The sequence below is a fragment of the Thermus tengchongensis genome (genome assembly GCF_021462405.1).
In the GTDB taxonomy this organism is placed as follows: domain Bacteria; phylum Deinococcota; class Deinococci; order Deinococcales; family Thermaceae; genus Thermus; species Thermus tengchongensis.
This window is the reverse complement of the sequence record NZ_JAKEDU010000004.1, coordinates 192,108-210,027: the sequence shown is the minus strand read 5'-3', so window position 1 is coordinate 210,027 and position 17,920 is coordinate 192,108. Positions and strand designations below refer to the sequence as shown.

At 66.9% G+C, this 17,920-nt stretch carries 19 protein-coding genes, 1 tRNA gene and 1 riboswitch; of the genes, 9 read left to right on the top strand and 11 right to left on the bottom strand.

Features of this window, described 5'->3' with window-relative positions; all coding sequences use genetic code 11:
- Positions 1-207: 207 nt before the first annotated feature.
- The 6 genes from gatC to L1087_RS07265 are packed head-to-tail and all read left to right on the top strand — an operon-like array spanning position 208 to position 6,069.
- Positions 208-477 carry an Asp-tRNA(Asn)/Glu-tRNA(Gln) amidotransferase subunit GatC gene (gene gatC, locus L1087_RS07290; protein WP_200874483.1) on the top strand — a complete coding sequence of 90 codons (270 nt, stop codon included), beginning with the start codon at positions 208-210 and terminating at the stop codon, positions 475-477.
- A 2-nt stretch (positions 478-479) separates the two neighbouring features.
- Positions 480-1,748 carry a serine--tRNA ligase gene (serS, locus tag L1087_RS07285; RefSeq protein ID WP_234558276.1) on the top strand — a complete coding sequence of 423 codons (1,269 nt, stop codon included), beginning with the start codon at positions 480-482 and terminating at the stop codon, positions 1,746-1,748.
- Positions 1,739-2,848 carry an o-succinylbenzoate synthase gene (gene menC / locus L1087_RS07280; protein WP_038042361.1) on the top strand — a complete coding sequence of 370 codons (1,110 nt, stop codon included), beginning with the start codon at positions 1,739-1,741 and terminating at the stop codon, positions 2,846-2,848. Before serS ends, menC begins: the two co-directional genes overlap by 10 nt.
- Complete coding sequence (locus tag L1087_RS07275; protein ID WP_234558275.1) at positions 2,821-3,603, top strand: GNAT family N-acetyltransferase; 783 nt, start codon at positions 2,821-2,823, stop codon at positions 3,601-3,603. The genes menC and L1087_RS07275 overlap by 28 nt, the downstream gene beginning before the upstream one ends.
- The gene (locus L1087_RS07270; RefSeq protein ID WP_234558274.1) at positions 3,584-4,693 is read left to right on the top strand and encodes an amidohydrolase family protein; all 1,110 of its coding nucleotides are present in this window, start codon (positions 3,584-3,586) and stop codon (positions 4,691-4,693) included. The genes L1087_RS07275 and L1087_RS07270 overlap by 20 nt, the downstream gene beginning before the upstream one ends.
- Positions 4,693-6,069, top strand: a complete 1,377-nt coding sequence (locus tag L1087_RS07265) for a chloride channel protein (RefSeq protein ID WP_185747576.1) — start codon at positions 4,693-4,695, stop codon at positions 6,067-6,069. The genes L1087_RS07270 and L1087_RS07265 overlap by 1 nt, the downstream gene beginning before the upstream one ends.
- Here the strand turns inward: L1087_RS07265 and L1087_RS07260 are convergent.
- A complete protein-coding gene (locus tag L1087_RS07260; protein ID WP_038042355.1) occupies positions 5,957-6,610 on the bottom strand; it encodes a PIG-L deacetylase family protein in 654 nt (217 codons plus the stop codon). The genes L1087_RS07265 and L1087_RS07260 overlap by 113 nt on opposite strands.
- A 68-nt stretch (positions 6,611-6,678) precedes the next feature.
- Here L1087_RS07260 and aroH point away from each other — a divergent pair, with 68 nt between their 5' ends.
- Entirely contained in the window at positions 6,679-7,047 is a 369-nt protein-coding gene (aroH, locus tag L1087_RS07255; protein ID WP_038042353.1) for a chorismate mutase, read from the top strand.
- A 153-nt stretch (positions 7,048-7,200) separates the two neighbouring features.
- On the opposite strand, the gene L1087_RS07250 is transcribed toward aroH, so the two are convergent.
- From L1087_RS07250 to L1087_RS07230, 5 genes are all read right to left on the bottom strand, one after another.
- Entirely contained in the window at positions 7,201-8,793 is a 1,593-nt protein-coding gene (locus L1087_RS07250) for an aldehyde dehydrogenase family protein (protein ID WP_234558273.1), read from the bottom strand.
- A 19-nt stretch (positions 8,794-8,812) separates the two neighbouring features.
- Complete coding sequence (coaD, locus tag L1087_RS07245; protein WP_015717233.1) at positions 8,813-9,298, bottom strand: pantetheine-phosphate adenylyltransferase; 486 nt, start codon at positions 9,296-9,298, stop codon at positions 8,813-8,815.
- Entirely contained in the window at positions 9,299-9,814 is a 516-nt protein-coding gene (locus L1087_RS07240; protein ID WP_038042350.1) for an RsmD family RNA methyltransferase, read from the bottom strand.
- Positions 9,815-9,824: 10 nt separating this feature from the next.
- Positions 9,825-11,315 carry a Na/Pi cotransporter family protein gene (locus tag L1087_RS13205; RefSeq protein ID WP_326490709.1) on the bottom strand — a complete coding sequence of 497 codons (1,491 nt, stop codon included), beginning with the start codon at positions 11,313-11,315 and terminating at the stop codon, positions 9,825-9,827.
- A gap of 40 nt (positions 11,316-11,355) precedes the next feature.
- Positions 11,356-11,432 (bottom strand) — tRNA-Pro (locus L1087_RS07230).
- A 116-nt stretch (positions 11,433-11,548) separates the two neighbouring features.
- Positions 11,549-11,685: riboswitch (SAM riboswitch) on the top strand.
- Positions 11,686-11,806: 121 nt separating this feature from the next.
- On the opposite strand from L1087_RS07230, the gene L1087_RS07225 reads away from it, so the two are divergent.
- Positions 11,807-13,072 (top strand): O-acetylhomoserine aminocarboxypropyltransferase/cysteine synthase family protein, encoded by a 1,266-nt coding sequence (locus L1087_RS07225; protein ID WP_234558272.1) that lies wholly within the window; start codon positions 11,807-11,809, stop codon positions 13,070-13,072.
- Complete coding sequence (metX, locus tag L1087_RS07220; protein ID WP_135342944.1) at positions 13,069-14,211, top strand: homoserine O-acetyltransferase MetX; 1,143 nt, start codon at positions 13,069-13,071, stop codon at positions 14,209-14,211. Before L1087_RS07225 ends, metX begins: the two co-directional genes overlap by 4 nt.
- Before the next feature lie 9 nt (positions 14,212-14,220).
- Here the strand turns inward: metX and mnmE are convergent, their stop codons facing one another.
- The 5 genes from mnmE to L1087_RS07195 are packed head-to-tail and all read right to left on the bottom strand — an operon-like array spanning position 14,221 to position 17,866.
- Positions 14,221-15,525 (bottom strand): tRNA uridine-5-carboxymethylaminomethyl(34) synthesis GTPase MnmE, encoded by a 1,305-nt coding sequence (gene mnmE, locus L1087_RS07215; RefSeq protein WP_234558271.1) that lies wholly within the window; start codon positions 15,523-15,525, stop codon positions 14,221-14,223.
- Positions 15,522-15,728: a hypothetical protein gene (locus L1087_RS07210; protein WP_038042346.1), complete on the bottom strand. Its 207-nt coding sequence runs from the start codon at positions 15,726-15,728 to the stop codon at positions 15,522-15,524. The genes mnmE and L1087_RS07210 overlap by 4 nt, the downstream gene beginning before the upstream one ends.
- Entirely contained in the window at positions 15,718-15,963 is a 246-nt protein-coding gene (locus L1087_RS07205; RefSeq protein ID WP_038042345.1) for a type II toxin-antitoxin system HicA family toxin, read from the bottom strand. Before L1087_RS07205 ends, L1087_RS07210 begins: the two co-directional genes overlap by 11 nt.
- Positions 15,960-17,234 carry a glutamate-1-semialdehyde 2,1-aminomutase gene (hemL, locus tag L1087_RS07200; protein WP_234558269.1) on the bottom strand — a complete coding sequence of 425 codons (1,275 nt, stop codon included), beginning with the start codon at positions 17,232-17,234 and terminating at the stop codon, positions 15,960-15,962. The genes L1087_RS07205 and hemL overlap by 4 nt, the downstream gene beginning before the upstream one ends.
- Positions 17,235-17,272: 38 nt before the next feature.
- Entirely contained in the window at positions 17,273-17,866 is a 594-nt protein-coding gene (locus L1087_RS07195) for a CBS domain-containing protein (protein WP_234558267.1), read from the bottom strand.
- Between the last annotated feature and the right edge of the window lie 54 nt (positions 17,867-17,920).

Below are 17,920 nucleotides of genomic sequence, written 5' to 3'. Positions count from 1 at the left end.
CGCAGAGGGGCTGGCATGGGGCAAGTATAATGGAGGGGCACCAAGGCACCCGCACGCAAAGGTTGCCCCACCGGCCAAAGTCGAAGTGGCGTGCTCATGGCCTCTTTGGGGCCCCCGCCGTGGCGCAAGCCACGACGGGGTACTTAGCGGGATGCCCGCGCGGGAGAGGGTCGCCCCAAGGGGGCTTTAGGCCGTAGAATGGCCGGCATGGAGCTTACCCCCGAGCTGCTGCGCAAGCTGGAGGGTCTGGCAAAGTTGCGCCTCTCCCCCGAGGAGGAAGCCCTTCTGCTTGACGATCTAAAGCGCATCCTGGAGTTCGTGGACGCCCTGCCCCGGGTAGAGGAGGAAAGAGAGGGGGAAACGCCAGGCCGTCTTCGGGAAGACGAGCCCAAGCCCTCCTTGTCCCAAGAGGAGGCCCTCTCCGTGGCCCCAGAGAAGGAAGAGGGCTTCTTCCGCGTGCCCAAGGTGCTGGAGTAGCCATGGTGGACCTAAAGCGCATCCGCCACGAGCCCGAGCTCTTTCGGGAGGCCATCCGCCTCAAAGGGGTGCGGCTGGACCTGGACAAAGTCCTGGCCTTGGATGAGGAGGTGCAGGAGCTGAAGAAACAGCTACAGGAGGTCCAGACCGAGCGCAACCAGATCGCCAAACGGGTGCCCAAGGCCCCGCCAGAGGAAAGGCCCCTCTTGGTGGCCCGAGGGAAGGCCCTGGCCGAGGAGGCCAAGGGGTTGGAAGAGGTCTTACGGGAAAAGGAAGCAAGGCTTTGGGAGCTCCTCCTCCAGGTACCCCTTCCCCCCTGGCCCGGCGCCCCTGTGGGCCCGGACGACTCCGCCAACGTGGAGATCAAGCGGGTGGGCACCCCGCCGGAGTTCCCCTTTCCTCCCCTGGACCACGTGAGCCTGCTGGAGAAAAACGGCTGGTGGGAACCGAGGGTGAGCCAGGTTTCGGGAAGCCGCACCTACGCCCTCCGCGGCGACCTCGCCCTTTATGAGCTGGCCCTCCTCCGCTTCGCCATGGACTTCATGGTGGGGAAGGGCTACACCCCCCTCACCCTCCCCTCCTACGCCCGGGAAAAGGCCTTCATCGGCACCGGCCACTTCCCCGCGGCCCGGGACCAGGTCTGGCCCATCGCGGGCACGGACCTCTACCTCACGGGCACCGCGGAGGTGGTCCTGAACGCCCTCCACAGCGGGGAGATCCTGCGGCATGAGGAGCTTCCCAAGCGCTACGCGGGCTACGCTCCCGCCTTCCGCTCGGAGGCGGGAAGCTTCGGCAAGGACGTGCGGGGCCTCATGCGGGTGCACCAGTTCCACAAGGTGGAGCAGTATGTGCTCACCGAGGCGAGCCTCGAGGCCTCGGACCGGGCTTTCCAAGAGCTTCTGGAAAACGCCGAGGAAATCCTGAGGCTTCTGGAACTCCCCTACCGCCTCCTGGAGGTCTCCACCGGGGACATGGGCCCGGGCAAGTGGCGGCAGGTGGACCTGGAGGTCTTTGTGCCCTCGGAGGGGCGGTACCGGGAGACCCACTCCTGCTCGGCCCTCTTGGACTGGCAGGCCCGGCGGGCGGACCTCCGCTACCGCGACCCCGAGGGGAAGGTGCAGTACGCCTACACCCTGAACAACACCGCCTTGGCCACCCCCCGCATCCTGGTGATGCTCCTGGAAAACCACCAGCTCCCCGATGGGCGGGTGCGGGTGCCCGAGGCCCTGGTACCCTACGTGGGGAAGGAGGTGCTGGAACCTTGCGGATAGAAGCGGCTGAGCTTCGCATCCTGGAGCTTCCCCTGAAGTTCCGCTTTGAGACCAGCTTCGGGGTGCAGACCAAGAGAACCATCCTCCTCCTTCGGCTCTTCGGGGAGGGGCTGGAAGGCCTGGGGGAGGGGGTGATGGAAAGGCTCCCCCTCTACCGGGAGGAGACGGTGATGGGGGCCCGCTACCTCCTGGAGGAGGTTTTCCTGCCCCAGGTGCTGGGGAAGGACCTCGCGAACCCCGAGGGCCTCCGGCAGGCCCTGGCGCCCTTCCGGGGCAACCCCATGGCCAAGGCGGTGCTGGAGATGGCCTTCTGGGACCTCTGGGCTAAGGGCCTGGGCAAGCCCCTGTGGCAGGTCCTGGGCGGGGTGCGCACCCGGGTGGAGGTGGGGGTCTCCCTGGGCATCCAGCCCACGGTGGCCGACACCCTGAAGGCGGTGGAGCGGCACCTGGCCCAGGGGTACCGGCGCATCAAGCTCAAGATCCGGCCCGGCTGGGACTACGAGGTGCTGAAGGCGGTGCGCCAGGCCTTCCCCGAGGCCACCCTCACCGCCGACGCCAACAGCGCCTACCGCCTGGCCGACTTCCCCCGGCTTAAGCGCCTGGACGAGCTTTTCCTGGACTACATCGAGCAACCCCTGGGCTACGATGACCTCCTGGACCACGCCCGGCTCCAGCGGGAGCTGGCCACCCCCATCTGCCTGGACGAGAGCCTCGCCTCGGCGGAGAAGGCGAGGAAGGCCATTGAGCTTGGAGCAGGGCGGGTCTTCAACATCAAGCCGGCCCGGCTTGGGGGCCACGGGGAAAGCCTCCAGGTCCACGCCCTGGCCCAAAGCGCCGGCATCCCCCTCTGGATGGGGGGGATGCTGGAGGCGGGGGTGGGCCGGGCCCACAACCTGCACCTGGCCACCCTGCCCGGCTTCACCAAGCCCGGGGACGTGAGTTCGGCCAGCCGCTACTGGGAAGAGGACCTGGTGGAGGAGGCCCTCGAGGCGGAGGAGGGCCTCATGCCCGTGCCGGAAGGCCCTGGCATCGGGGTGCACCTGAAGCTTCCTCTTGTGGAGCGTCTCACCCTATGGCAGAGGTACGTGTCCGCGAGCTAAGGGGCCCCGAGGAGATGGAGGCCGTGGTGGAGCTCCAGCGCCAGGTCTGGGGCCGTGCGGAGAGCGACCTGGTGCCCAAAGGGCTCCTCATCGCCGCCCAGGACGAGGGGGGGCTGGTGGCGGGGGCTTTCGTGGAAGGGCGGATGGTGGGCTTCGTCTTCGGCTTCCCCACAAGGGACCCCACCCTGCAGCACTCCCACATGCTGGGGGTCCTCGAGGCCTACCGGGGCACGGGAGCCGCCCTCCTCCTCAAGCGCTTCCAGCGGGACTGGTGCCTGGCCCGGGGCATCCGCAAGGTGGTCTGGACCTTTGACCCCTTGCGGGGCGTGAACGCCAACTTCAACCTGAGGAAGCTGGGGGCCACCGCCAAGACCTACCTTCCCGACCACTACGGCCCCATGACGGGCATCAACGCCGGGGCCCCCTCGGACCGGCTCTTGGCGGAGTGGGAGCTCCTCTCGGAGCGGGTCTACACCCGCATCTACGACCCGCCCCCTGAGCCCCAGGTGGAGGGCCTTCCCCAGGCCAACCGGGTGGAAGGGGAGGAGCCCGTGGAAGCCGACTTGGACCTCGAGGCCCCCCGCCTCCTCTTCCAGATCCCCGAGGACTGGGGGCGCATCCTGCGGGAAGACCCCACCCTCGCCCTGAGGTGGCGGGAGCATAGCCGCCTGGTCCTGGGCCACTACTTCGCCCAGGGCTACCGGGCGCTGGACTTCGCGCGGGGGCCCAACCGCTATGTTCTGGCTAAAGACTGAGCTCTGGACCGCAGAGGTGGTCTACACCGGCTTCGGCACCCCCATGCTCCAAGGGGCCATCGCCGTCCAGGGAAAGCACGTGGTGGGCCAAGGCCCCTTGGAGGAGCTGAAGCGCCGCTTCCCCGAGGCGGAGGTGGTGCATAAGGGCAAAGCCCTCTTCCCTCCCCCGGTGAACGCCCACACCCACCTGGACCTCTCCCTCCACCCCCGCTACCAAGGCCCCTTCTCCGGCTTTATCCCCCACGTGGTGGCCCACCGGGAAAAGCGGGGGCTGGAGGCGGCGCGGAAGGGCCTGGAGGAGCTTCTGGCCTCCGGGGTGGGGGCCTTCGCCGACATCGTGTTCCATGACGAGGTGATGGCGTTTCTCCTGGAGGAAAGCCCCCTCCCTGGGGTGGCCTACTACGAGGTCTTCGCCCCGGACCCCAGCGTGGCAGAGGAGGTCTTCGGAAGGGTACGGGCCAAGGTGGAGGCCTGGAGGCGGAAGGAGGGCCGGGTGCGGGTGGGCCTCGCCCCCCACGCCCCCTACTCCGTGAGCGCCCCCCTCCTCCGCAAGCTGGCCCAGTACGCCCAGGCGGAGGGCCTTCCCCTCATGGTCCACGCGGGGGAAAGCCCCGAGGAGGTGGCCTTTCTCCTAAGGGGGGAGGGCCCTTTGGCCGAGGTCCACCGCCGCTTCAGCCGGACCCCCTGGGAACCCCCAGGCCTCACCCCCGTGCGCTACCTCCACGCCCTAGGGGTCTTAGGGCCCGGCACCGCCTTGGTGCACGGGGTGCAGGTGGATGAGGAGGAAGCGAGGCTCTTGGCGGAAACGGGCACCAAGGTGGTCCTCTGCCCCCGCTCCAACGCGGGGCTGGAGGTGGGCGAAGCCCCCCTCGCCCTCTACGCCCGCCACGGGGTGGAGGTGGCCCTGGGCACCGACTCCCGGGCCAGTAGCCCCGACCTGGACGTGAAAAACGAGGTCCTTTCCCTCTGGGGGAAGGCGGACCCAAGGCTCCTGGTGCGGGCCCTGACCCGGGGAGGGTACCGGGCCTTGGGCCTCCCCACCCCCCGCCTGACCCGGGGAAGCCCCACCAGTCTGGTACACTCCCTCTGATGCGCCCCTTGGGCCGCGGCCCCCAGCTCAACCTCTCCTCCCTCTGGGACGAGGAGGTGCGGCAGACCGGCCCCCTCATCCTCTACAGCGCCTTTACGGGAGCCCTGGCAGGGTTGCTGGTAGCCCTGCTCAACGCCCTCCTCCGCTGGCTTAGTGAGCTTACGGGCCTCTTTTTCGGCTACCTGGCCCCCGAGCCCCCCGGGGAAGGAGGCCTGGCCCAGGCCTTCACCGGACCATCCCTCTGGCCCCTTGCCTTCCTCCTACCCCTCCTCTTCGCCCTCACCAGCTTCCTGGGAACCGGACAGGGGCTTGCCGCTTTTCTTCTACAAGCCCGGGAGGACCGGCCAAGCCCTCCTTTCTCCCACCTGCGGGCCGTGTTGGGAGGGATACTCCAGCTTTCCCTCTATTCCCCCATGGGGCGCGAGGGCCCCTTTGGGGTGCTGGGGCTTTGGCTAGGCCGGGGGCTGGACCGGCGCTTTCCTCGGCTGGGCGGGGGGCTGGCCTTTGCCGGGCTCGCCGCCGGGCTTGGAGCCAGCCTGCACGCCCCCGTGGCCGGAGCCCTTTTGGCCACGGAGATTCTCTATCGGAGCCTCCTCCTCGAGGCCCGAGCCCTTACCCCGGCTTTGATTGGCGCCTTGGCTGGTTTTGCCGTCTACGGAGCCTTCTACGGCTACACGCCCCTTCTAACCTTCCAGGCCCGGGTGGATATGGGTGCCCTCCCCGCCGGCGCCCTGGTAGGTCTGGTGGCCGCTGCCCTGACCACCCTGTGGGTGGAAGGCTCGCGCTTTCTGGAAGCCCGCATCCGCCCTCTTCCCTACCCCTGGCGCCATGCCCTCCTGGGCCTGGCCTTAGCCCTGGCCCTTCTCCTCCTGCCCGAAGCCCTAGGCAGTGGCCTGGCCTGGGTTGCCGTGGCCACCACTCCCCTTCTGCCCCCCCTAGCCGTGCTGTCCCTGCTTTTCGCCAAACTCCTCCTTCTCCTCCTGGCCAGCGGGATAAGGGCCTACGGGGGCCCCTACACCCCTGCCCTGGTCCTGGGAGGGCTCTTGGGAGCTTTCCTGGCCCACCTGCCGGGCCCGCTGGCCCTTCCTCCTGAAACCCTGGCCTTGGCCGGGGGTGTGGCGGTGCTGGCGGGGATAGCCCGGGCTCCCTTCGCCGCCACCGTTCTGGCAGCGGAGTGGGGCGGGTACGCCACCTTGCCCCTGGTCCTTCCCGCAGTGCTCTTAGCCTACGTGCTCACCCCTGCCTACAATCCCGCGGGAGGCGTCAGGGAAGAGCAGGCCACGCTGGAGGGGAGTCCGTCTGAAACGCCTCCGCAAAGGGAACCCCCGCCTCCCGACCTTGAAGGCGCCGGCGGGCGCGAAACTCCTCCAGGGTAAAGGGCCAGCGGTAGAACTCCTGGTAAAAGGCAAACACCGCTTCGGCCACCTCTTGGGTGACGGTGGTATCCACGTAGAGCCATGGTCTCGCAAGCTCCTTCCTGGGATAGTGGTAAAGCCGTACCGGCTTCCGGTGCGCTTCCCCCACGAGTTTGGGTATGCGGCAGAACTTCAAGGCGGAAAGGACCGCCTCGTGCGTGGCCCGGTGGTCAGGGTGGACGTCCAGGGGATCCCAGGTGATCACCGCATCCGGCCGAAACTCGGCCATCAACCGAGCCAAGGCCAGGGCTTCCTCCCTGCCCCCGGTGAGAAAGGTATCGCGAAAAGGTAGAAAACGATACTCGGCCCCGATCAACCGGGCCACGTGGGCCCCGTGCCCCTCCCGTATCTCAGCCACCCTGGCCTCTTCCAGGTCTCCGAACTGGCTCGCCAGCTCCCCCTTGGTCATCCAGACCAAAAGCACCCGGTCCCCCCGCTGGGCGTGGAGGGCCAAGGTGCCTGAAGCCCCGATCTCGTCATCGGGATGGGCGAACACCGCCATCAGATTCACAACTCCCAGTCTACCCGTCTTGTACCAAAGGCCTAAACCCCTTAGCATGGAGCCCAACTATGGTCCGGGGCATCAGGGGTGCCATCACCGTGGAAGAGGATACGCCGGAGGCCATCCATCAAGCCACGCGGGAGCTTCTCCTTAAGATGCTGGAGGCAAACGGCATCCAAAGCCACGAGGAGCTGGCAGCCATCATCTTCACGGTTACGGAGGACCTGTGTTCGGCCTTTCCCGCGGAGGCCGCCCGTCAGATCGGCATGCACCGGGTTCCCCTGCTCTCCGCCCGGGAGGTGCCGGTCCCGGGGAGCCTGCCCCGGGTGATCCGGGTGCTGGCCCTATGGAACGCGGACGTCCCCCAGGAAGCGGTGAAGCACGTCTACCTGCGGGAGGCGGTGCGCCTAAGGCCCGACTTGGAAAGCGCGCAGTAGGGTCACCCCGCCCCCAAGGTTCCGGGGCGGGGGTTTGGGCGCGGCCAGGGCCTAAGTATCCGCACGCAAAGGTTACCCCATCGGCCAAAGCCAAAGCGGCTTGCCCATGGCCTGTTTGGGGCCCCCGTCGTGGCGCAAGCCACGACGGGGTACTTAGAAACCTAGGACCTCGGCCCAGGGGGTAGGGGCCTTGGGGCTCACGTAGCCGGTGTCCATCTGGGCCAGTTGGAGCTTCCCCGAATATTCCTCGTTCACCGCATGCCAGTAGGTGTACTCCTCTATGACCCAAATCCCGGATTCCCGGGCCCCGTTGCCGCTGGCCTTCACCCCACCGAAGGGTAGGTGGGCCTCCGCCCCCACGGTGGTGTTGTTGATGCTGGTCATCCCGGCGCGGATGCCCACCTTGAAGAGGTAGGCCCAGTGGCGGTGGTTGGTGTAAATGGCGCTGGATAGGCCGTAGGGCGTGGCGTTGGCCACCTCGATGGCCTCCTCGATGCCGTCCACCCTCACCAGGTTGACCGTGGGGCCGAAGATCTCCTCCTCAAACTGGCGCATGCCGGGCCTGGCCTCCCAGACCGTGGGCCAGCCGTAAAGCCCGGCCTCTGGGTCCCCTAGGAAGTGCGGGTAGGGGTTTTCCCGGGTGATGCGCCCTTTGCCGAAGAGCAGGGTGGCCCCGTCCTCCTCCCCCCAGGCGTAGTGCTCCTGCCACCTCTGGAAAAGCCGCTCGTTGAGGAAGGGGCCGTAGGTGACCTCGGGGTGGAGGAGGGGGTTCCCCACCACCGTGGCCTCCGTCTTCTCCAGGAAGCGCCGTTTGAACTCCCCGTAAATGGGGGCGTCCACGATGATGTTGCCCGCAGAGGTGCACCGCTGCCCCCCTGTGGCGAAGGCGCTCCACCAAGCCCCCTCCACCGCCAGGTCCAAGTCCGCGTCCCGCATGACCACCAGGGGGTTTTTGCCCCCCAGCTCCAGGGTGGGCCTTATGAGGTTTCTGCCCGCCACCTCCCCGATCCAGCGCCCCACCTTGGTGCTCCCGGTGAAGGCGAACTTGTTGAGGAGGCCCTCGTCCATGAGCTCCACCAGCCACTGGCCCGTGGAGTCCTTTCCCCCGCCGAAGACCACGTTGATGACCCCGGGGGGCAGGCCCGCCTCCTCAAAGAGCTTGACGAAGAGATAGGAGAGGGTGGGGGAGTCGTCGGAGGGCTTCCAGACCACGGTGTTCCCGGCCAGCACCGCCGGGATCAACTTCCAGCTGGGCACGGCGATGGGGAAGTTCCCGGCGGTGATCATGCCCACCACGCCCAAGGGGCGGCGGAAGGTGAAGAGCTCCTTGTCCCGCATCTCGCTGGGCACGGTCTGGCCGTAGAGCCTGCGCCCCTCGGAGGCGAAGAAGATGGCGGTGTCGATGGCCTCCTGCACGTCCCCGCCCGCCTCCTTGAAGGTCTTCCCCACCTCCCTGACCATGAGGCGGGTCAGGGTGGGCTTCTCCCGTTCCAGGATCTTGGCCAGGTTAAAAAGCACCTGCCCCCGCACGGGAGCCGGGGTCTCGCTCCACTCCTTGAAGGCCTCCCGCGCCTTTAGGGCGGCTTTCCTCAAGGTTTCCTTGGTGCCCTCGGGGAAACGGGCCACCAGGTCCTCGAGGTCCGAGGGATTCCGCCTCTCCAGGACCCTCCCTTCAAAGACCTCCTCCCCCCCGATGAGGTGACCAAACTCCAAGGTGTTCCCGTACTTGCCGGAAAAAGCCTTCATGACAACCTCCAAGGGGATTTTACCCCTGGCCGAACTTGGCCTTGAGGGCCCTAAGGGTAGCCGGGGGCACCAGCTTGGACACATCCCCCCCGTAGCGGGCGATCTCCTTGACCATGGTGCTGGACACAAAGGAGTACCGGGTGGCGGCCAGGATGAAGAGGGTTTCCAAACCCGGCAAAAGCTGGCGGTTCAGGTGGGCCATCTGGAGCTCGTACTCGTAGTCGGAAACCGCCCTCAGGCCCTTGACGATGGCCTGGGCCCCCACCTGCCTCACGAAATCCACCAGAAGGCCTGAAAAGGTGCGGGCCTCCACGTTGGGCAGGTGGGCAGTGGCCTCCCGCACGATGTTGAGCCGCTCCTCGGCGGTAAAGAGGTACTGCCCCCGCTTGTTAGGGTTTTCCAGCACCGCCACCGTGACCCGGTCAAAGAGGCGGCTTGCCCGCTGGATAACGTCCAAATGGCCGTTGGTAAGGGGATCAAAGCTTCCGGGATAGACCACGTGCATCTAAGCCTCCACCAGGGTGAGGGCGTTTTCCCCGTAAACCCGCCTCTCCCCGAAGGGCAGGTGCAGGTCCTTAGGGTGCTGCAGGATGTAAAGCCCCCCCTTCTCCACCAGGCCGCTTTCCAAGAGGGCCTGGAAGGCTTGGACCAGGTCCATGGGGTAGGGGGGAGCCATGAAGGCCACCGTGTAGCGTTCGCCCCGGGCCTTGGCCTCAGGGAGGAAGACCTCCACGGGAAGGGGCACGATCCGGGCCCTTAGCCCCGTGCGGCGGAGGTTTTCCTTAAGAAGAGCCACCGCTTCCTGGTCCTTCTCCACCAGGGTGGCCTCAAAGCCCTCGCTGGCCGCCTCGAGGCCCACCGCCCCGCTCCCCGCATAGAGGTCCAAAAACCGCCCCCGCTTGGGGTAGCGGAGGCGCAGGTGGTCAAAAAGAGCCTTCCGCAGGCGCACGGGGGAGGGCCTAGCGGAAGCCGGCACCTTCAAGGGCACCCCCTTGGCCTTGCCGCCCAGGATCCTCACCACGCTTTCTAGCTTAAAGCTCCAGGACCAGGCGGCAAAGCCTATCCACCCCGCTGGAAACCTCCTCGAGGGTGATGAGGAGGTCCAGGTGGGCCAAGGTGGTGGCCCGGCTTTCCGCCCTGCCGCTCTCCAAACGGCTCAGGTGGGCCCGGCGCAGGCGATCCAGAAAGGCCGCCACCTCCCTTTCCTCAGACAAAACCCCCTCCGCCAGGGCCTTTTCCCCCGTGGCCAAGGCGGCTGCCATGCGCTCGAGGCGGCCTAGAACCAGCCTCCCCGCCTCTAAAAGGTCCTCCTTGCCTTCCGGGCTGAAGGTCAAGCCCTGGGCCCAAAGCTTCTCCGCCTGCCGTACCACCCGGCGCACCAGATCCCCCAGGTGCTCAAGCTCCGAGGCCGCCACGAAGAACCGCACCGCCCGCTCGTCCCGGGTGCGGGTGGAGAGCTCGGCGGTATAGAGGACCACCTCCCGGGTAAGCCGGTCCACCTTGCCCTCCAGCGCCTCGAGCTCCGCCTCGCCCCCTTCCTCCTGGGCCAGAATCCGCACCGTCCGCGCCAGCATGTCCCGCACGGCATCCGCCACCCGGCCCAGCTCCCGTTGCACCAGGGCGTAGGCCAGGCTAGGGGTTTCCAAAGCCTCGGGGGAGAGGTACTTGGGGCTTACGGTGCGGCGGGGAAAGAGATCTTCGGTAAGGCGCAGGTAACGCCCCTGGAGGGGAAGAAAGGCTATGGCGTAGGCCAGATGGCTTAGAAGGTGGAGCCCCACCACCCCTATCCCCCCAAGCGGCCCAAGCAGAAGCAAAAAGGGCAGGGAAAAGAGAAAGCGATGCCCCAAAAGGACCACCCCCAAAGCCCATCCCTCCCGCCTGCCCCCCAAGGCCGCCAGAAAAAGGGCACCCGAAACCCCCACCCCTGCCCCCAGGGTCAAGGCCATACTCCCCTCCTGTCCCAAAAAGGGCATAAGGGCTAGGGCCAAGGCCGCCACCCCGTTGGCGGTTCCCAGGAAAAAAGCCAGGACCATCCCCACCAGGTACAGGGCCCATGGACCTGGATTAAGCAGGCTCAAAAGGGGCGCAAAAGCCTTGGCCCCCTGGCCCATCTCCAAAAAGCCCAGGAAAAGAAGGCCCAAGCCCAAAAGGACCAACCCCCCGCTTCGGCTTCCCCGGAAGAGGAAAAGAGGGAGGCCCAGAGCCAGCAGGACCTCGGCCACCTCCCTCTGGGCCAGGGCCACCACCCCCACCCAGGCGCTGGCCCCGGCGGTGGCCGCCAGGGAAAGGAGGGCGGCCTGGCCCAGGAGAAAGATCCCTCCTTCCAAAAGCCCTAGGGCCAAGAGGGAAAGGCCGGTGCCGCTACCCGAAAGAAGCCCCAGGAGAAGACCGGAAAATAGAAGGCTCCCCGGCCTGGAAAAGGCCCGGGCCAGCAAGTATCTCTTTCCCTTGACCGAGGAAAGCCCTTCCCCGATCAGGTGCAAGCCTAAAAGCAAAAGGGCAAGGCCCGCCAGAAAGCCCACGGGAGGAGTATACGAAAAGCCGGCCCTTGGGCCGGCTTTCTGGTCGGGGAGACTGGATTTGAACCAGCGACCCCCTCGTCCCGAACGAGGTGCGCTACCGGGCTGCGCTACTCCCCGTAGCGGAGTTCAGTATAGGGGAGGAGGGCCAAAAGGTCAAAGGGTGTTGACGGCCAAGCCCCAAGCCCCTACACTGACCCTTAACCGCGCCGGGGCGCGGCGAAAACCAGCCCGTTCTCTTATCCAGAGCGGTGGAGGGTACGGCCCTGTGAAACCGCGGCAACCTCCCATCCCTTCCGTTTCATGGCCGGATGCGGGTGGGGCTGGTGCCAAGGCCGGCCCGGGTGGGGGAAACACCCGGGGACGATAAGAGAGGGGGGTAAGCGCCACGCCCAACCCCTTCCAGGCGAGAGAACGGTGCCTCTTGCTGGAAGGGGCCTCTTTTTGGCCCCTTCCCAAGCGCCCCAGGCGGGTTCTTGGAAAGGAGGCCAAGGATGCGCTTTGAAACCTTGCAGCTCCACGCCGGCTACGAGCCCGAACCCACAACCCTAAGCCGCCAGGTGCCCATCTACCCCACCACCAGCTACGTCTTCCAAAGCCCGGAGCACGCCGCCAACCTTTTCGCCCTGAAGGAGTTCGGCAACATCTACTCCCGCATCATGAACCCCACGGTGGAGGTGCTGGAACGGCGCCTAGCAGCCCTAGAAGGGGGAAAAGCCGCCTTGGCCACCTCCTCGGGCCACGCCGCCCAGTTCCTGGCCCTCACCACCCTGGCCCAGGCCGGAGACAACATCGTTTCCACCCCGAACCTCTACGGGGGCACCTTCAACCAGTTCAAGGTGACTCTGAAGCGGCTTGGGATAGAGGTGCGCTTCACCTCTAGGGAAGAGCGCCCCGAGGAGTTCTTGGCCCTCACCGATGAGAAAACCCGGGCCTGGTGGGTGGAGTCCATCGGCAACCCCGCCCTGAACATCCCGGACCTCGAGGCCCTGGCCCACGCGGCTCGGGAGGTAGGGGTGGCCCTCATCGTGGACAACACCTTCGGCATGGGGGGCTACCTCCTTCGGCCCCTGGAATGGGGGGCCGCACTGGTGACCCACTCCCTCACCAAGTGGGTGGGGGGGCACGGGGCGGTGATCGCCGGCGGCATCGTGGACGGGGGGAGCTTCCCATGGGATAACGGCCGCTACCCCCTCCTCACCGAACCCCAGCCCGGGTACCACGGCCTCAGGCTGGTGGAGGCCTTTGGGAACCTGGCCTTCATCGTGAAGGCCCGGGTGGATGGGCTTCGGGACCAGGGGCAGGCCTTGGGACCCTTTGAGGCCTGGGTGGTGCTTCTCGGCATGGAAACCCTTTCCTTAAGAGCCGATCGCCACGTGGAAAACACCCTGCACCTGGCCCATTGGCTACGGGAACAGCCCGAAGTGGCCTGGGTGAACTACCCAGGGCTTCCGGAACACCCCCACCATGCCCGCGCTCAGAAGTACTTCCGGGGGAAACCCGGGGCGGTCCTCACCTTTGGCCTCAAGGGAGGGTACGAGGCCGCCAAGCGCTTCATCTCCCGCCTTAAGCTCATCTCCCACCTGGCCAACGTGGGGGATACCCGTACCCTGGCCATCCACCCCGCCTCCACCACCCACTCCCAGCTCTCCCCGGAGGAGCAGGCCCTGGCGGGGGTTTTGCCGGAGATGGTGCGCTTGAGCGTGGGCCTCGAGCACGTGGAGGACTTGAAAGCAGAGCTTAAGGAGGCCCTGGCATGAGCGAGATCGCCCTGGAAACCTGGGGGGAGCACGAGGCCCTCCTCCTCAAGCCCCCCCGCTCCCCCCTTTCCATCCCCCCGCCCAAACCCCGGACCGCCGTCCTTTTCCCCAGGCGGGAGGGGTTTTACACCGAGCTTGGGGGCTTCCTGCCCGAGGTGCGCCTGCGGTTTGAAACCTACGGCCGGCTTTCCCGGCTTAGGGACAACGCCGTCTTGGTCTTCCACGCCCTCACGGGAAGCGCCCACCTGGCGGGCACCTACGACGAGGCCACCTTCCAAAGCCTTTCGCCCCTGGAACAAGCCTTTGGCCCCCAAGGCTGGTGGGACGCCCTGGTGGGCCCGGGGCGCATCCTGGACCCCGCTCTTTACTACGTGATCTCCGCCAACCACCTGGGAAGCTGCTATGGCTCCACCGGACCCCTTTCCGTAGACCCCCGCACGGGAAGGCCCTACGGCAAGGAGTTCCCCCCCCTTACCATCCGCGACCTGGCCCGGGCCCAGGCCAGGCTTTTGGACCACCTGGGGGTGGAGAAGGCCATCGTGATCGGGGGAAGCTTGGGCGGCATGGTGGCCTTGGAGTTCGCCCTTATGTATCCGGAAAGGGTGAAGAAACTGGTGGTCCTGGCCGCTCCCGCCAGGCATGGACCCTGGGCCCGGGCCTTCAACCACCTAAGCCGCCAGGCCATCCTCTTGGACCCCGAGTACCACGAGGGCCATCCTGCCCCCCAGGGCATGGCCCTGGCCCGGGGCATCGCCATGATGAGCTACCGCGCACCCAGGGGCTTCGAAGCCCGCTGGGGCCAGGAGCCCGAAAAGGGGGAAACCTACCTGGACTACCAGGGGGAGAAGTTCCTTAAGCGCTTCCACGCGGAAAGCTACCTGGTCCTCTCCCGGGCCATGGATACCCACGATGTGGGACGGGGAAGGGGTGGGGTGGAGGAGGCGCTGAAGCGGCTAAAAAACCTGCCCTCCCTCTTCGTGGGCATAGACACCGACCTCCTCTACCCCGCCGAGGAAGTGCGGCAGGTGGCCCGCTTAAGCGGAGGAAGGTACAGGGAGATCCATAGCCTCCACGGCCACGACGCCTTCCTGATCGAGACCGACCAGGTGGAGGCCATCCTGGATGCCTTTCTGCCCTGAAGGGCCCGGTTACTTCCCCACGCAGAAATTCTGGAAAACCCGGGCCACCACCTCCTCGGAAACCTCCTTCCTGCCCCTCAAGGAAGCCAGGGCCTTGAGGGCCTCCTCGAGGGCCAATCCCATGAGGTCCTCCGGGAGGTTTTGCGCCTCCAAAAGCCTCTCCCTGGCCTGATGAAGGGCCTCGATCTGCCGCTCGCTGAGGAGGTACTCCCCTTGCTCCTTGCCCAAAAGCACCTCCCGGATGGCCTCCTTCAGCCGCTCCAGGCCCTCCCCCGTCACGCTGGACACCGGGATGAACCCCGGGTCCTCCCAAAGGGGAGGTAGGTCCGCCTTGGTGGCCACCTTTAGACTCCGAGGGGGCAAGGGAGGGGGGGAAGGCTTGGGGGCAGAGCGGTCGGCCACGTAGAGCACGAGGTCGGCTTCCTCGGCGATTCTTAAGGCCCTTTCCACCCCCGCCCGCTCCAGGGGGTCCGAGGTGTCCCGGATCCCCGCGGTGTCCACCGCCACCAGGGGGATGCCGAAGAGCTCCAAGGGCGCCTCCAGGTAGTCCCGGGTGGTGCCGGGGATGGGGGACACCAGGGCCCGCTCGTAGCCCAAAAGGGCGTTTAGGAGGGAGCTTTTCCCGGCATTGGGGGCCCCGATCAGGGCTAGCCGGGCTCCCCGTTGGGCCAGGCGGGAGGACCGCGCCTGGGCCAAAAGGGCCTCCACCTCCTGGAGGACCTCCCCGATGACCCGCTTGGCCTCGAGGGGCTCCACTCCCTCCTCGGGGTAGTCCAGAAGGGCCTGGATGTGGGCGAGGAGGGAAAGGAGCCTGTCCTCCAAGGTCGCAATCTTTTTGGAGAAGCTCCCCTCGAGGCTCCTCAAAGCCTGGCGGCGCGCCAGGTCCCCTTCCGCCTCCACCAGGGCCAAGACCGCTTCTGCTTGAGCTAGATCCAGCTTCCCGTTCATGAAGGCCCGGAAGGTGAACTCCCCCGGGCCGGCCAAGCGGGCCCCCGCCTTCACCAGGGCCTCGAGGACCCTTCGCAACACCGCAGGCGAGCCATGGGTGTGGAACTCGCAGGCATCCTCCCCCGTGTAGGACCTGGGAGCTCGGAAGACCAAAAGCAGGGCTTGGTCCAACACCTCCCCTGTTTCTGGGTCCACCACCTCCCCCAAGGTGAACCGCCCCCCCCTAAGCCCCCTCGGGTCCTTTCCCCGCCAGACCCGGGCGGCCACCTCCAGGGCCCCTTCCCCGGAAAGCCGCACCACCCCTATGGCCCCCTTCCCCGGGGGAGTGGCGATGGCGCAGATGGGGTCCTTGAGGGGGAGGTTCACGCCACTTCCAGTTCCGCCTCCTGGCGCAATACCCGCAAAGGCCGCCCCAGATGCTCCTCCAAAAAGGACAAGGCGTCTTGGACCGCTTCCTCCGGCGTATGCCCGTAACCTTGGAGCTCGGGGTAGTCCAGGAGCCGGGCCACGTAGGGTTCGTGCGCCCCTTCCAGCTCTGGGTGGTATTCCACTAGGACTTTAAGCTTCATCTTCCAGCCTCGCAATGGCCCGTAGAAGGGCCTTGACCGCCTCGGGATGCACGGGCTTTCCCCGGGGATGGGGTTCGTGAACGCTCACCACCAGGCCCCCAGGATGGACCAGCCTCCGGCGGCTACCCTTCCCCGTCTTCAGGATAAACCCGTAAGCCTCCGCTAACCGCAAGAACTCCTCCCAGGAACACCGGTTCGCCCGCGCCCGGACCCGGGCCAGAAGCTCTTCCCTCACAAAGCCTTCTCCAAAGCCTCGAGGGTCATGGCCACCTCTTCTTCCCCGTGGAGGATGGAGAGGAAGGCCGCCTCGAAGTTGGAGGGGGGCCAGTACACCCCCCGGTCCAGAAGGCCATGGAAGAAGCGCTTAAAGAGCTCCGTGTCCGTGCGCTTGGCCTCGGCGAAGGTGCGCACCGGCCCTTCCGTGAAGAAAACCGTGAGCATGGAGCCCACCCGGTTCACCGCATGGGGGATGCCCTTGCGGGAAAGCACCTCCTCAAGCCCCGCCTCCAGCTTCGCCCCCACCGCCTCTAGGCGGGCGTAATAGTCGGGGTTCTTCTCCAGGATCTCCAGGGTGGCCAGGCCCGCAGCCATGGCCAGGGGGTTTCCCGAAAGCGTCCCCGCCTGGTACACGGGGCCCAGGGGGGCCACCTGCTCCATGACCTCCCGCCTTCCCCCGTAGGCCGCGGCGGGAAGCCCCCCGCCCAGGATCTTCCCCAGGGTGACCAGGTCGGGCTTGAGGCCAAACCGCTCCGTGGCCCCGCCGAAGCTCAGGCGGAAGCCCGTCATCACCTCGTCGGCGATGAGGAGGACGCCGTAGTCCTTGGCCTCGTGCAGGGCCTTGAGGAAGTCTTCGGTGGGAACGAGGACTCCGGCGTTCCCCACCACCGGCTCAAAGATGATGGCGGCGATCTCCTCCCCCCGCTCCTTCAGAAGGGCGCGGAGGGCCTCAGGATCGTTGTACTCCAGGACCAGGGTAAGCCGGGCGTACTCTTGGGGCACCCCAGCGCTGGAAGGGACCCCCAGGGTGAGGGCCCCGCTTCCCGCCTCCACCAGAAGCCCGTCCGCGTGCCCGTGGTAGTTGCCGCGGAACTTGACGATATACTTCCTACCCGTGTACCCCCGGGCCAGGCGCAGGGCGCTCATGGTGGCCTCGGTCCCCGAGTTCACGAAGCGCACCAGCTCCACCTGGGGAAAGGCCCGCTTCACCGCCTGGGCCAGCTCGGCCTCCAAGGGGTGGGGGGCCCCGAAGGTGAGGCCCCTTTCCGCCACCTCCTTCACCCTCGCCACCACCTCGGGGTGGGCATGCCCCAGGATGAGGGGGCCCCAGCTCAGCACGTAGTCCAGGTAGCGGTTTCCGTCAGCGTCCCACACGTAGGCCCCCTCCCCCCGCACCAGAAAAGGAGGGGTGCCTCCCACGGCCTTAAAGGCCCGCACTGGGCTACTGACCCCCCCCGGGATGTGCCGTTGCGCCTCGGCGAAAAGCCGTTCGGAGAGAGGACGCTCCATACCCCCACTTTACCAGGGGGCAGGGCGCCAACCCGGGCTCAAGGGCGCATGGGTCGGAGGCCCAGGGCCTCGAGGCGGGCCAGCAGGGGCCTTACGTCCAGGGCACCCACGTGGAGGAGGAGCCGGAAGCCCAAGCCCCCGACCTCCCGGAAAAGGTGCAGGCCCACCAAGGGTGTGCCTGTAGCCTGCAGGGCCTGGAACACCTCTCCCAGGCGCGGCAAATCCGGCACCAGAAGGTCCAGGCGGGTGGCGGGAGCCTTGGGGCGGAGAAGTTCTAAAAGGCCACGCAGGAGGTCATAGGCGGTCACCAGGCCCAAGAGGGTTTCCCCCTCCACCACAGGCAAGGCCCCCACCCGGGCAGCCTCCAAGCGAAAGGCGGCTTCCTCCAAAGGCTCCTCGGGATGGGCCTGGGGAAAAGGTTGCAGGAAGCGGACCACGGGGGCCTGGGGATCCGCCCGCAAGTGCCCAGGGACCCAAGGGGCCAGAGGCAGGCGAAGCTGCCGCTCGCCCACAAGGCCCAGGTACCGCTCCCCCTCCACCACAGGCAGATAGCGAACCCCCGTGCGGACCAGGAGGCGGTGAGCCTCCTCCAGGGTGGTTTGCGGTTCCGCCACCACCAGGTGGGTGCGCATCAGGTCTTTAAGGGTCGGTCCACCAGGCGGCCCCCAGCTCATAAGATTATGGTG

What these genes read in the sequence shown, in the direction of transcription:
- metX (WP_135342944.1), top strand. Translation starts at nt 13,069, where the DNA reads ATGAGCGAGATCGCCCTGGAAACCTGGGGGGAGCACGAGGCCCTCCTC.
- L1087_RS07275 (WP_234558275.1), top strand. Translation starts at nt 2,821, where the DNA reads ATGGCAGAGGTACGTGTCCGCGAGCTAAGGGGCCCCGAGGAGATGGAG.
- L1087_RS07195 (WP_234558267.1), bottom strand. Translation starts at nt 17,866, where the DNA reads ATGCGCACCCACCTGGTGGTGGCGGAACCGCAAACCACCCTGGAGGAG.
- L1087_RS07260 (WP_038042355.1), bottom strand. Translation starts at nt 6,610, where the DNA reads ATGGCGGTGTTCGCCCATCCCGATGACGAGATCGGGGCTTCAGGCACC.
- L1087_RS07210 (WP_038042346.1), bottom strand. Translation starts at nt 15,728, where the DNA reads ATGAAGCTTAAAGTCCTAGTGGAATACCACCCAGAGCTGGAAGGGGCG.
- L1087_RS07250 (WP_234558273.1), bottom strand. Translation starts at nt 8,793, where the DNA reads ATGAAGGCTTTTTCCGGCAAGTACGGGAACACCTTGGAGTTTGGTCAC.
- coaD (WP_015717233.1), bottom strand. Translation starts at nt 9,298, where the DNA reads ATGCACGTGGTCTATCCCGGAAGCTTTGATCCCCTTACCAACGGCCAT.
- hemL (WP_234558269.1), bottom strand. Translation starts at nt 17,234, where the DNA reads ATGGAGCGTCCTCTCTCCGAACGGCTTTTCGCCGAGGCGCAACGGCAC.
- aroH (WP_038042353.1), top strand. Translation starts at nt 6,679, where the DNA reads ATGGTCCGGGGCATCAGGGGTGCCATCACCGTGGAAGAGGATACGCCG.
- gatC (WP_200874483.1), top strand. Translation starts at nt 208, where the DNA reads ATGGAGCTTACCCCCGAGCTGCTGCGCAAGCTGGAGGGTCTGGCAAAG.
- L1087_RS07265 (WP_185747576.1), top strand. Translation starts at nt 4,693, where the DNA reads ATGCGCCCCTTGGGCCGCGGCCCCCAGCTCAACCTCTCCTCCCTCTGG.
- serS (WP_234558276.1), top strand. Translation starts at nt 480, where the DNA reads ATGGTGGACCTAAAGCGCATCCGCCACGAGCCCGAGCTCTTTCGGGAG.
- L1087_RS07270 (WP_234558274.1), top strand. Translation starts at nt 3,584, where the DNA reads ATGTTCTGGCTAAAGACTGAGCTCTGGACCGCAGAGGTGGTCTACACC.
- L1087_RS07225 (WP_234558272.1), top strand. Translation starts at nt 11,807, where the DNA reads ATGCGCTTTGAAACCTTGCAGCTCCACGCCGGCTACGAGCCCGAACCC.